Origin of the sequence: Bifidobacterium sp. ESL0728 (assembly GCF_029392015.1) — a bacterium.
In the GTDB taxonomy this organism is placed as follows: domain Bacteria; phylum Actinomycetota; class Actinomycetes; order Actinomycetales; family Bifidobacteriaceae; genus Bifidobacterium.
In genome coordinates, this window is the sequence record NZ_CP113925.1 from 293,789 (window position 1) to 305,833 (window position 12,045).

The following is a 12,045-nucleotide window of genomic DNA, read 5'->3' on the forward strand; positions in this document are numbered from 1 at the left end:
CCAGTAGGCCGAAGTCGCAAAATTGGCCCATGGGTGTCGTGCGTGTTTAAGCGATTTTAAAGCACATAAACATGTTGCAGCAAGAGCGGAATGAAGTATGTCAAGCCCTCTTTTGATTCCCATAGGCTTTTGACTAAATAGGAGTCAACATGACAGAAGTATACAAGCCCGGTGAGGATAATCATCAACCTGGTTCTTATATTGAGGTTGGACCGAGGGGAGGAGCTGTGCCGAATCCCCATATTGTGACGATAGGGAATGGTGATCGTCTCCCACCAACCCAACAGCCAGGCCATGGTTGGCAGCATCGGTGATTAATGTGCGCTCCGCCCAATGGGCGGAGCGCATGTCGTATCGAACTGGAATCAAGTTGATAAAGGCCTCTGTATGGCGAATCGATGCTTTTGCGTGAGTTTCAGATTTCTACCAAGGTATGATTTTTGATTTATCTATTAAATCCTTGGAATTCCAACGTTTCATGACGAATAAATCTCCGATTTCAAAAACTTGAGCCAAAAAGACTCAAGTTTTTTCTTCAATTTGGGAATATAATTTGACAATACAAAGTTGAGTGAAGTAGGCTCAGGTTTTGGAACATCAATCAGGTGCGAACCTGGATACGGGCCGCGAACGAGAAATGAAAGTCTCGGCACGGCTTCCGGACCCGAGCGAACAGATGTGAAACGTAACGAATAAGGAGATACGAATATGGGACGTGCAGTAGGTATTGATTTGGGTACCACAAACTCTTGCATCGCAACGCTCGAAGGCGGCGAACCCACGGTCATCGTGAACGCCGAGGGCGCTCGCACCACCCCGTCGGTGGTCGCGTTCAGCAAGTCCGGCGAGATTCTCGTCGGCGAGGTCGCCAAGCGTCAGGCCGTGACCAACGTCGACCGCACCATCAGCTCGGTCAAGCGCCACATGGGCACTGACTGGTCGGTGGATATCGATGGCAAGAAGTGGACTCCGCAGGAGATTTCCGCACAGATTCTTATGAAGTTGAAGAGGGACGCCGAGGCGTACCTGGGCGAACCGGTGACCGACGCGGTCATCACCTGCCCCGCATACTTCAACGACGCACAGCGTCAGGCGACCAAGGACGCCGGCAAGATCGCAGGCCTCAACGTGCTGCGTATCATCAACGAGCCGACGGCTGCGGCACTCGCTTACGGCCTTGAAAAGGGCAAGGAAGACGAACGCATCCTGGTCTTCGACCTCGGCGGCGGCACCTTCGATGTGTCCCTGCTGGAGATCGGCAAGGACGACGACGGCTTCTCCACCATTCAGGTGCAGGCCACGAACGGCGACAACAAGCTCGGCGGCGACGATTGGGATCAGAAGATCATCGATTGGCTCGTCAGCGAAGTCAAGAACAAGTACGGCGTCGACCTGTCCAAGGACAAGATCGCTCTGCAGCGCTTGAAGGAAGCCGCGGAACAGGCCAAGAAGGAACTTTCCAGCTCCACCGAGACCAACATCTCGATGCAGTATCTGGCCATGACCCCCGACGGAACGCCTGTCCACCTCGACGAGACGCTGACCCGCGCCCACTTCGAGGAAATGACTTCCGACCTGCTCGGCCGTTGCCGCACGCCGTTCAACAACGTGCTGCACGATGCGAACATCTCGGTTTCCGAGATCGACCACGTGGTCCTCGTCGGCGGCTCGACCCGTATGCCGGCCGTCAAGGAACTCGTCAAGGAACTCACCGGTGGCAAGGCCGCGAACCAGTCCGTCAACCCGGATGAGGTCGTGGCGATCGGCGCCGCGGTGCAGTCCGGCGTCATCAAGGGCGACCGCAAGGATGTCCTGCTGATCGACGTCACCCCGCTTTCCCTCGGCATCGAGACCAAGGGCGGCATCATGACCAAGCTCATCGACCGCAACACCGCCATCCCGACCAAGCGCAGCGAGGTCTTCTCGACCGCTGAAGACAACCAGCCTTCCGTGCTGATTCAGGTCTATCAGGGTGAGCGCGAGTTCGCCCGCGACAACAAGCCGCTGGGCACCTTCGAGCTGACCGGCATCGCTCCGGCTCCGCGTGGCGTCCCGCAGATCGAGGTCACCTTCGACATCGACGCGAACGGCATTGTGCACGTTTCCGCCAAGGACAAGGGCACCGGCAAGGAACAGTCCATGACCATCACCGGCGGATCCGCCCTGCCGAAGGACGAGATCGACCGCATGGTCAAGGAAGCCGAAGCCCACGAGGCCGACGACAAGAAGCGCAAGGAAGAGGCCGATACCCGCAACACCGCCGAATCCTTCGCCTATCAGATGGAGAAGATGGTCAACGACAACAAGGCCAAGCTCTCCGATGATGTGGTCAAGGAAGTCACGGCCGATGTCAACGACCTGAAGGAAGCCCTGAAAGGCGACGATATCGACAAGATCAAGGCCGCGCAGGAGAAGCTGACCACTTCCTCGCAGAAGATCGGTCAGGCGCTCTATGCGCAGCAGGGTGCCGAGGGTGCCGCTGGCGCCGCAGGTGCCGGTGCTGCCGGTGCGGCAGGCTCCAGCTCGTCCTCGTCCGATGACGACGACGTGGTTGACGCCGAGGTCGTTGACGACGATGACGACAAGAAGGACAACAAGTAATTATGTCCGGGTTCGATAAGGACGACTATCTGAAGGATCTGCCGGATCCCGACGACGCATGGCTCAACTCGATGGCTGGGTTCAATGCGCCGGGTGAGGGATTCGGCGGGTCCCCCGATGGGGCCAATCCGGCCGAACCCGAGCAGACTAGCGCCGGTGCAACCGGCGAAAAGGCGGGTGAAACAATGAGCTCCGAACAGTCGAATGACAAGGCCGACGACGAGGCGAAGCAGAACCCAGATGGTACTGCCGCTTCAGCTGCCAACAACAACGACAATACGAATGTGAACGACGCTTCCGCGCAGGCGGGTACTGGTCAGGCTGGTGCTGACAATAGTCAGGTCAATGCTGCCGGTGCCGCAGCTGCCGCTAACGCTACTAACGGCGACAAAGCAACCGGCGACGCAAACAAGGCTGATGCGACCGACACTGCCGATGGCAAGGACGGCGAGAACACGCTGACACCGCTCGGGCAGGCGAAGAAGGAAGCCGCGGACTACCTCGATGCGCTCCAACGCGAGCGTGCCGAATTCGTCAACTTCCGCAACCGCTCCAAGAAAGAGCAGGAGATCTTCCGCCAGCATGGCATCATCGATGTGCTGACCGCGTTGCTCCCGGCTCTCGACGACATCGACCGCATCCGCGAGCACAGCGATCTGGACGATTCGTTCGCCGCCGTTGCCAACAAGATCGACAAGGCGTTCGAGAAATTCGGCGTGGAGAAGTTCGGCAAGAAGGGCGAAACCTTCGATCCGACCAAACACGAGGCGATACTTCACAAACCGGACGCCAACGCGACCGAAGAGACTGTGGACACCGTCGTAGAGGCGGGCTATCGCATCGGCGACCGGGTGATCCGGGCCGCCCGTGTGGTGGTGGCTTCCCCGAAGGCCTAGCGGGTTTCCGCAATGACGTAATACGTAGAGTGCGATTCCCCGCGTGGCCGGAGGGTCGCACTTATCGTTTGTAAAGTCGTTGCAGGGAATGTATCGGCTTAGCCCGAGAAGGAGGGCAGTGATATGGCTGAGAATGAATGGCTAGATAAAGATTTTTACAAGGTGCTCGGCGTCTCCAAGGACGCGACGAGCGCGGAGATCACCAAGGCTTACCGCAAGCTCGCGCGTAAGTATCATCCCGATCTCAACAAGACCAAAGAGGCCGAGGAGAAGTTCAAGGACATCTCGGAGGCCTACGATGTGCTCAACAACGAGGACCAGCGTCGCAAGTACGACGCTATCCGCCAGTTCGCGGGCGGCGGCGCAAGGTTCGCCGGCGGTTCCGGACAAGGCGGATTTGGCGGCGGAGCCTCCGACTTCTCCGACATCTTCGGTTCGATGTTCGGCGGCGGCGCGGGCGGCCCCGGCGGGGTTCGTTTCTCGACCTCCGGCGGCGGTCCGACCAACTTGAACGACATCTTCTCGATGTTCGGCAACGCGGCTGGCCAGGGTGCCGGCGGCTATGCGGGAGCAGGCTCGCCTTACGGTGGCGGTTTCGGCGGCGGGTCGAGTACCTACCGCGAACCGCAGGAACCGGTGCGCGGCGAGGACCGTAACTCGAAGATCACGCTGACCTTCCGTCAGGCCGTGAAGGGCGCGACCGTTTCGCTCAAAGCAGGCGGACGCAAGTTCAAGACCCACATCCCGGCCGGCGTCAAGGACGGGCAGAAGATCCGGCTTCCCGGCAAGGGCAAGCTCGGCTCCAACGGCGGGCGCGCAGGCGATATGTACCTGCAGATCCACGTGAAGAACGACACGAAGTTCAGCCTCGACGGCAACAACATCGTGATGCCGTTGCCGGTGACCATCGGCGAGGCCGTTGCCGGCGCCCGCGTCAAGGCGCTCGACTTCGACGGCAACGAAGTGACGTTCCGCGTGCCGGCCGGTACGTCGAGCGGCACCGAGGTTCGTGTCGGCGGCAAGGGTGTTCCTGGTCGTGATGGTGACTTGGTCGGGCGCGTGGAGATTCGCGTGCCGAGCAGGCCCAGCATGGCGCAGAAGCACGACGCCAAGGAATTCGACAAGAATTCCGGTGAGTTCGTCGACGAGGTGGCCAAAGAGCGCGAGTGATTCGCGCGGCTGAGGCTACAGCAAAACCGGGTAGAGATGAGTGATATTCGGCTTGAATTTTGCGGAAATGGTTTGACGGTCGGTTAGTTGTGAATCGGCTGTCGAACCCGACAATGAAATGACCGGTTGAAGAACCGTTGGTTTGGTTCAGGTGCCGGCTGAAATGTGTGGTTGACGTATTGATTTGATGGATCGCGACGATTGGTCGTATTCATCAAGTCAAGCGATAGGCTGTTTGATTGGCCTATTCGTGAGTATCTAGGATATCTGCGGATAGGTCAATTAAGCAGTTCTGGGTTGGCTAGGCATTTTGTATGACATTGGCGAATAAAGAGGTCAGCGTCATACGTTATGAATGAAGTGACAGACAACGACGAGCGGAGGTGAATGTGATGGCTCGGATTTCTCGTGAAGTACAGGCGCTGTATGGATTATGCGCCGTTGCGCTGGTCGAGCAGCGTGCTGATTTGGACGGTGCCGACGACGTCGGTTTTGATATCGACCTGCCGGTTTTCAGCGTCGGCCGTGCCGCGCAGCTGGCCAACATCCATCCCCAGACCCTGCGTCAGTACGATCGTCAGGGGCTTATTGTTCCGCAGCGAACGGAAGGCGGCGCCCGCCGCTACTCCCTGCGCGATGTGCACAAGCTCGCCGAGGCTCAGCGGATGAGCCAGGAAGACGGCATCAACCTCGCCGGCATTTCGCGTATCCTCGACCTGCAGGAGGAGAACCGCCAACTGCGGCGCGAGGTGAAGCGTCTTGAACGCCCGCGCGGTTCAAGTATTTTCGCGGCCGATTCCGACGGTGACATCACCGAGATTCAGCGCTCTCGTCAGGCCCGTCGCTGGCGTCACGAGGTACAGGCGCATACCCGTGAGCTTCCCGGTCGCCCGTACTATGCCAACGATGCCGTCAATCCCCATGTTTCGAATGCGCAATCGGACGCAGCTGGAACCGGAGCCGACGCATCGCAGGAACAAGGCGCTGCCCACAAGCCCCGTCATGCCGCAAAGCCCGGCGACGATTCGCCGCATTCCGATCCGTTCGTCGATCCGCGTTCATTGGTCGTCTGGAGCAACTATTTCGACTGATTGGTGATTGCTGTCACCTCAATGAAATAGGAATGACCGGAACCGTAAACCGATGAATTTGGAAAGTAAAAAATGGCCTGTGGTTTTTGGATATTGCACGATTATGTGCGTTTCCAAAAGCCACAGGCCATTGGTTTGATTGAGATAGGTTTGAATCTTGCAGACCTTTCGGCCAGTCAGCATTGACTAGTTGACGTTGACCGGCCGATTGTTGGTCATTGTGTCTCGATTTTTAAGGTTCGGCTATTTACTTCGAGGCAGCTTCCTTCTTCGGCTTCCGTTCTGACAATCCTACGATCCAGGAAAGCAAAGCGCCTACCAGAACGAAGGAACCGAGCGCTACAAGGCCCGCCTTACCGGAGCCAAGGGTGCCGAACAGCGTATCGAACCAAACGCGGAGGTTCGGGGCGAAGAATCCGCCGAAATTACCAACCATATTGACCATGCCGATACCGCCGGCGAGAGCGGCGCCGGTGAACAGCTCGGTGGGCATCCTCCAGAAGATCGGTTGCGAAGCCACAACGCCGGTCGCCGCAAAGCAGAGGCACACAATGGCAAGCACCGGCGGGACGAATGGCGAAAGCGCGATGGCCAGTCCGGTGATGAGCAGGATAAGCGCCACAAACTGGGGATGATGGCCATACTTCGAAGAAATCTTCGGAAGCAGCCAGGTTCCCAAAAGTGCGCAAGCCCACGGAATCATTGAAATAAGCGAGACGGTCATGCCGACTTTCTTGCCGATAAGCCCGGAAACCTGGGTGGGCAGGTAGAAGGTGATTCCGTAGACGCCAACCTGAATCATGAAATAGACGATGGAAAGAACCCATACGCGCCAGGACTTGACGGCTCCAGACATGCTGGACTCGGTCTTGACCTCGCCGGAATTCGCTTCCTCTTCAATGGTGTCAGCGAGCAACTCGCCTTCATCGTGTGTGAGATAGCGTGCTACGCGCGGCGAATCGTCAAGGCAATACCAAGCGGCAAAGCCGACGAAAATAGCGAGAATGCCTTCAATGAGGAACATCCAGAACCAGCCTGGCTTTCCGCCCAGGCCGTGCATCTGCAGCAGGAGGCCAGAAAGCGGGGCGCCTATGACCATGGCTATCGGAACGCCCATATAGAAGAGGCCGCGTATCTCGTCCTGCTGTTTCTTCGGGAAGAAGATAGTGGTCAGATAAATCGCGCCCGGGAAGAATCCGGCTTCAGCCACGCCCAGCAGTACTCGAACGATGATGAAGGAAGAGGTGCCGTTGGTAAACGCCATCGAAGCGCCGACGATGCCCCAAACGATGGTCAGTATCGTCAACCATTTACGTGCGCCGACCTTGCGCAACATCAGGTTCGCCGGTGTGCCGAGGAACGCGTATATGACGAAGAACATGCCTGAACCCAATGCGTATCCTTGGGCGGTCAGCCCTGTGTCTGCCATATATGACTGCTGTGCATAACTGATGTTGCTGCGGTCGAAGAACGCCATAACATACATCAGTAGCAGGAACGGAACAAGATGCCGCGCAGTCTTGCTGATGATTCGAGTCAGCTCTGCCTGCTTGTCTTCTTTCGGTTTTCCCTGTCTCTTCGCTGAAACGTTTGTTTCCGCCATATAAACCTCCCTGTTGCATGGCAAATCGAACATTTACACAACAAAAAGTTCAGGCCTCGGTTGAGTTAAATGGTTACGCGACATTGCGCGCAATATAGTCTGATGATGACCATAAATGAGTTAAGCCTGTTCTCCCTGTTGCCACCATCGTATGTAGGGGCTGAAGGTCGTCCCGGTATGTGAACAAATGTGATTTAGGTTACATTAAAGAATATGGGGAAAAGTGCGGTTTGCTTATCCCGTTGGATGAGGGGCCGTTCATATATCGGGATGGCCGATTCGTGAATCTTATAGTGGCAATTGACGGCTCCGCCACGTGTAGCTAAAGCGGGGCTGTGCAATGCAGAACGGTATGGAGGCTGTTCTGTAACGTCTACGAAGGAGACAGATATGTCGCTAAAAGCAGCAATGAAGCTACCAACAATTACGGCGATTAGAGCCTACAGTATGGGTGGTGCCGCTGCCAAGATCCAAGGGCAAGGTGGTGGCGATTACCACGATCAGCCCAAGGGCCATTGGATTGACAACCATATTGCGACCCCGATGAGCAAGTATAAGGAATACGAGCAGTCTCGTCAGTCCTTCGGCCTTAACGTGCTGGGCACGCTGGTGGTCGTGGTTGAGGCTTCCGATGGGACCAAAGGTTTTGCCATCTCAACGGCAGGACAGGTTGGCTGCTTCATCGTCGAGAAGCATCTGAACCGCTTTGTTGAGGGCAAGCGCGTTGATCAGATCAAGCTGATTCACGACCAGATGCTCAATTCCACTTGGTTCTATTCCGGTGGCGGCGGTGTTGTGATGAACACGATTTCCTGCGTCGACTTGGCGCTGTGGGATCTTTACGGCAAGGTCATTGGTCTGCCCGTTTACAAGATTCTCGGTGGCGCGGTGCGCGATGAGATTCACTTCTATGCGACCGGCGATCGTCCTGATCTGGCGAAGAAACTGGGCTTTATCGGCGGCAAGATGACGACGCATTGGAGCTCTGCCTTTGGTGACGAGGGCATCCACAAGGATATCGAGCGTCTTAAGGGCATGCGTGAGAAGGTCGGCGATGATTTCTGGCTGATGTTCGATTGCTGGATGAGCCAGGACGTTAATTACGCTACGAAGCTCGCAAAGGCGGCTGAGCCTTACAAGCTCAAGTGGCTCGAAGAGTGCTTCCCGCCGGCTGATGTTGAAAGCTATCGTAAGCTCAAGCCCAATATGCCGAAGGGCATGATGATGACCACGGGCGAGCACACCGGTAACCTCATGGCGTTCAAGGAACTGTGCGAGGCCGGCGTTGACATCCTGCAGCCGGATGTCGGCTGGTGCGGCGGCATCACCTCGCTGTGCGAGATCGCCGCTTTGGCGAAGTCGCATGGCCAGCTGGTGGTTCCTCATGGCTCCTCCGTGTATTCGCACCATGCGGTCATCACCTTCACGAACACGCCGTTCAGCGAGATGCTCATGGTCGCTCCGAAGGCTGATCGCATTCGTCCGCAGTTCGACCCGGTCCTCATTGGCGAGCCTGTGCCTCATGACGGCATTATCACCGCTGAGGAGCTTGACAAGCCTGGTTTCGGCGTTGAGTTGAACACCAAGTGCCCGCTCGAGCGTCCTTACACGCACTGATTTGCGTATGGGCGCCATCTTCAGGCAGATGAGACGAATATTATAGGAAAGGAAAACCCGTGGAATATGCAAATCCACATAACGCCTTCAAAGAGGCGTTGAAAAGCGACCGGAAACTGTTGGGCCTGTGGCTCGCATTCGGATCGGCGACCGCTGCTGAAATCTCAGCGGACGCCGGGTTCGATTGGGTGCTGGTCGATGGCGAACATGGTCCGAACGATCTGACGACCATTCTCGAGCAGCTGCGCGCCCTTTATGGGTACCCGGTCAATCCGATCGTGCGACCGGCTAACTCCGATCCTGTGCTCATCAAGCAGGTCCTCGACCTTGGCGCCCAGACCTTGTTGTTGCCGATGGTCAACACTCGTGAACAAGCCGAAACAATGGTGCGTGCCGCTCATTATGCTCCAGAAGGCTTCCGAGGTGTAGGTGCCTCTTTGGCGCGTTCCGGGCGTTGGGGCCGGATTCCCGACTACATGCGCGTTGCCGCCGACGACATTTGCATCTTGGTGCAGGTGGAGACTAAGGAAGCGCTTGCGAATGTGGACGAGATTGCTTCCGTCGATGGCGTCGATGGCGTGTTCATCGGACCGGCTGATTTGTCGGCTTCCCTCGGTCATCCCGACGATGCTGAGAATCCGGATGTCCAAAAGTCGATTCACCATGCTTTCGATGTGATTGCTTCGCATGGCAAGGCTATAGGGTCGCTGGCTTTTGGCACGGATCTCGCCAAGAAGTATTTTGACTGGGGCGCGAATTTCGTTGCAGTCGCTGGGGACACTGATCTTTATGTGCATGCCCTGAGCGAGGAACTTGAGCAGTTCCGGTAGTCGGATAGCCATTATGCCTATGTCTGTCGGAAATCAATAAGTTCTAGTCAAAGAATATGGCCGTTGCGGTTTTGCTGCACGGCCATTTTCTGTATCGTGTTCGAGCGTTTATTAGACAAAGATGGATATATTATGGAATATATGGATGGTAGTGAAGCTCCAGCAGGAACACAGACGTTGATGCATGGAATCGCCGTGTTGAAGGCGGTGTCAGATGGAGCCAGCAACCTCAAGGAGATTGTGGCTGCTACTCATTTGAATCGAAGCACCGCTCACCGATTGGTGCAGGCTTTGTGTAGCGAACGTTTTCTGAGGGATGAAGGGAGAAGTGGTTTGAGCTTAGGCCCTGCTCTTATCGAGCTGGGATTTAAGGCGCGTGACAGTATCTCGATACAGGAAGTCGCCCACCCATACCTCGTCGATTTGAGTCATGAGACGAAAGATACGATTCATCTGGCCATAGAGAATTGCGGAAGCGTGCTTTACCTCGACAAGATACATGGCCAACGAGGTGTTGAAATTCGTTCGTGGCCGGGGTGCCGGATGCCGTTGACCTATACCGGCGTCGGCAAGGCTCTTCTTATTGATGACTCCAAGCGTTGGACCTCCCAATACTTGCAGGATAGAAGTCTGCAGGATCGATCTCCCGAGCATGATTATGCCAATGCCAACGTTTTTGCCAACGCGATGGCAAAGTTCGCAAAACAAGGGTTTGCCTACGATCTTGAAGAGAATCAGAAATATATTCGTTGCGTGGCGGCGCCTATCAAAGGGGTTGAAGGCAAAACAATCGCGGCTATATCGATTTCCGCAATTGCCACGTTCATGCCAGCGCAGAGAATGCGTAAGCTTGGTGAGCGCATCAAACAGTATGCCAAGAAGATCTCTGAAGAGATGGGTTATACGAGCTCCAATGACACTTCCACGGGCGCAGGCCAAAGAGACTGAGCTTGTTCTTCCTATATAATGGTTTCGTCGCGTACGGAATTATAGAGAAACTGCTATGGGGGATCGTTCACAGGTTTGTGAATAGTTGCTTCTGATGTTTGGGCGGTTTCCGATATTTTGCGCGTTGAAAAGACGATTTGGAAACGAATTAGGTTGGACGATGACATTGCATTCGATGAACGGTAAGATCGACTCGGCTCTGTTCAAGGCTGTGCTCTGGGATATGGACGGCACGTTGATCGATTCCGAGCCCTACTGGCATCAGGTTGAAATGGATATCGCCCGCGAGCATGGCGGCTATTGGAGCGAGGAGATCGGTTGGACCTGCTCGGGTAAGCCGGTGCCGCAGGTCGCTCAGCTCATGATTGATAAGGGCACCCGGTTGTCTGTCGCAGAAGTCGGCCGGTTGATGATCGAAGGCGTGGCGCGCATGGAAGCGGAACGTATGCCTTGGATTGATGGGGTGGAAGATGTGCTGCGCTCGCTGATTGCGGCGGGTATTCCTTCAGTTCTGGTGACGGCATCGCCGCGACTCATGGCTGAAAACTTGGTGCGTCAGGCCCCCGAAGGCGCATTTGTAGGTTACGTCTGTGGCGAGGATGACCTCCCGAAAAAGCCGAATCCCGCGCCGTATCTTGCTGCCGCGGAAGTCATAGGAGTCCAAATTCCGAGCGATCTCGTAAAGGCCAATGGCTTGGCCGATTTTTCACTCGATCGCTCTGGTCGAAAGCGTAGTGTGGGCGGAACGAATGGTGCTGGCAAAACGAGACGTGCTGGCAAAACGAGACGTGCTGGCGAGACGAACTGTGCTGACAATGGGCAACGTGCTCCTGAGAGCAATAATGCCGGCAAGATAAACCGCGACGAGGAAGCGATTCGTGCTGATGAAGCGAGTCATACCGATGTCAACGATGCGGCTGTCGTCCCAACGTATGACGATTTCCTTCTTGCAATCGCAAGATGCGTGGCCATCGAGGATTCAATGACGGGCATCCAGTCCGCGGCCGCTTCCGGCGCGACGACCATTGCTCAGACCGGTTTTATCAAGACGGACACGTCCGCCGGCCCCCAATTCGCTTCAATCAGTAGTTACGACGGCCTTACCGCCGAAGTCCTCAAACGTTATGTCGAGCAGCGGTTGGCTACTATGGAGTAATGAAAAAGTTTCCGGCAAAATGTCGGAGACTCTTGCAAACACTCGCAAAACGGCATGGAAAAAGGGCTTCCGGGAAAATCCCGAAAACCCATATCGTGGAGCTGATGGTAATCGCATAATCTGTTGATATTTC

The 12,045-nt window shown here is 56.0% G+C and carries 8 protein-coding genes and 3 pseudogenes; 10 read left to right on the plus strand and 1 reads right to left on the minus strand.

Going from position 1 to position 12,045, the window contains the following annotated elements:
• The first annotated feature begins 149 nt into the window (after positions 1-149).
• The 5 genes and pseudogenes from OZX67_RS00880 to OZX67_RS00900 all read left to right on the plus strand — a co-directional run.
• Entirely contained in the window at positions 150-314 is a 165-nt protein-coding gene (locus tag OZX67_RS00880) for a YjzC family protein (RefSeq protein ID WP_277143275.1), read from the plus strand.
• Positions 315-708: 394 nt separating this feature from the next.
• The gene (gene dnaK, locus OZX67_RS00885) at positions 709-2,601 is read left to right on the plus strand and encodes a molecular chaperone DnaK (RefSeq protein ID WP_277143276.1); all 1,893 of its coding nucleotides are present in this window, start codon (positions 709-711) and stop codon (positions 2,599-2,601) included.
• Between the two features lie 2 nt (positions 2,602-2,603).
• The gene (gene grpE / locus OZX67_RS00890; RefSeq protein ID WP_277143278.1) at positions 2,604-3,497 is read left to right on the plus strand and encodes a nucleotide exchange factor GrpE; all 894 of its coding nucleotides are present in this window, start codon (positions 2,604-2,606) and stop codon (positions 3,495-3,497) included.
• 123 nt (positions 3,498-3,620) lie between these two features.
• The gene (locus OZX67_RS00895) at positions 3,621-4,667 is read left to right on the plus strand and encodes a DnaJ C-terminal domain-containing protein (RefSeq protein ID WP_277143281.1); all 1,047 of its coding nucleotides are present in this window, start codon (positions 3,621-3,623) and stop codon (positions 4,665-4,667) included.
• Between the two features lie 392 nt (positions 4,668-5,059).
• Positions 5,060-5,557, plus strand: a pseudogene (locus OZX67_RS00900) (helix-turn-helix transcriptional regulator); the annotation flags it as partial.
• Positions 5,558-6,005: 448 nt separating this feature from the next.
• Here OZX67_RS00900 and OZX67_RS00905 read toward each other — a convergent pair.
• Complete coding sequence (locus OZX67_RS00905; RefSeq protein WP_277143283.1) at positions 6,006-7,361, minus strand: MFS transporter; 1,356 nt, start codon at positions 7,359-7,361, stop codon at positions 6,006-6,008.
• Positions 7,362-7,769: 408 nt separating this feature from the next.
• Here OZX67_RS00905 and rhmD point away from each other — a divergent pair, with 408 nt between their 5' ends.
• The 5 genes and pseudogenes from rhmD to OZX67_RS09585 form a co-directional block, all read left to right on the plus strand.
• Positions 7,770-8,978, plus strand: a complete 1,209-nt coding sequence (gene rhmD / locus OZX67_RS00910) for an L-rhamnonate dehydratase (protein WP_277143285.1) — start codon at positions 7,770-7,772, stop codon at positions 8,976-8,978.
• A 59-nt stretch (positions 8,979-9,037) separates the two neighbouring features.
• Entirely contained in the window at positions 9,038-9,808 is a 771-nt protein-coding gene (locus OZX67_RS00915) for an HpcH/HpaI aldolase/citrate lyase family protein (RefSeq protein WP_277143287.1), read from the plus strand.
• Between the two features lie 132 nt (positions 9,809-9,940).
• The gene (locus OZX67_RS00920) at positions 9,941-10,756 is read left to right on the plus strand and encodes an IclR family transcriptional regulator (protein WP_277143289.1); all 816 of its coding nucleotides are present in this window, start codon (positions 9,941-9,943) and stop codon (positions 10,754-10,756) included.
• A 175-nt stretch (positions 10,757-10,931) separates the two neighbouring features.
• A pseudogene (locus OZX67_RS09580) lies at positions 10,932-11,417 on the plus strand (HAD family phosphatase); the annotation flags it as partial.
• A 291-nt stretch (positions 11,418-11,708) separates the two neighbouring features.
• Positions 11,709-11,912, plus strand: a pseudogene (locus tag OZX67_RS09585) (HAD family phosphatase); the annotation flags it as partial.
• Between the last annotated feature and the right edge of the window lie 133 nt (positions 11,913-12,045).

What these genes read in the sequence shown, in the direction of transcription:
- OZX67_RS00905 (WP_277143283.1), bottom strand. Translation starts at nt 7,361, where the DNA reads ATGGCGGAAACAAACGTTTCAGCGAAGAGACAGGGAAAACCGAAAGAA.
- dnaK (WP_277143276.1), top strand. Translation starts at nt 709, where the DNA reads ATGGGACGTGCAGTAGGTATTGATTTGGGTACCACAAACTCTTGCATC.
- rhmD (WP_277143285.1), top strand. Translation starts at nt 7,770, where the DNA reads ATGAAGCTACCAACAATTACGGCGATTAGAGCCTACAGTATGGGTGGT.
- OZX67_RS00920 (WP_277143289.1), top strand. Translation starts at nt 9,941, where the DNA reads ATGGAATATATGGATGGTAGTGAAGCTCCAGCAGGAACACAGACGTTG.
- OZX67_RS00895 (WP_277143281.1), top strand. Translation starts at nt 3,621, where the DNA reads ATGGCTGAGAATGAATGGCTAGATAAAGATTTTTACAAGGTGCTCGGC.
- OZX67_RS00880 (WP_277143275.1), top strand. Translation starts at nt 150, where the DNA reads ATGACAGAAGTATACAAGCCCGGTGAGGATAATCATCAACCTGGTTCT.
- grpE (WP_277143278.1), top strand. Translation starts at nt 2,604, where the DNA reads ATGTCCGGGTTCGATAAGGACGACTATCTGAAGGATCTGCCGGATCCC.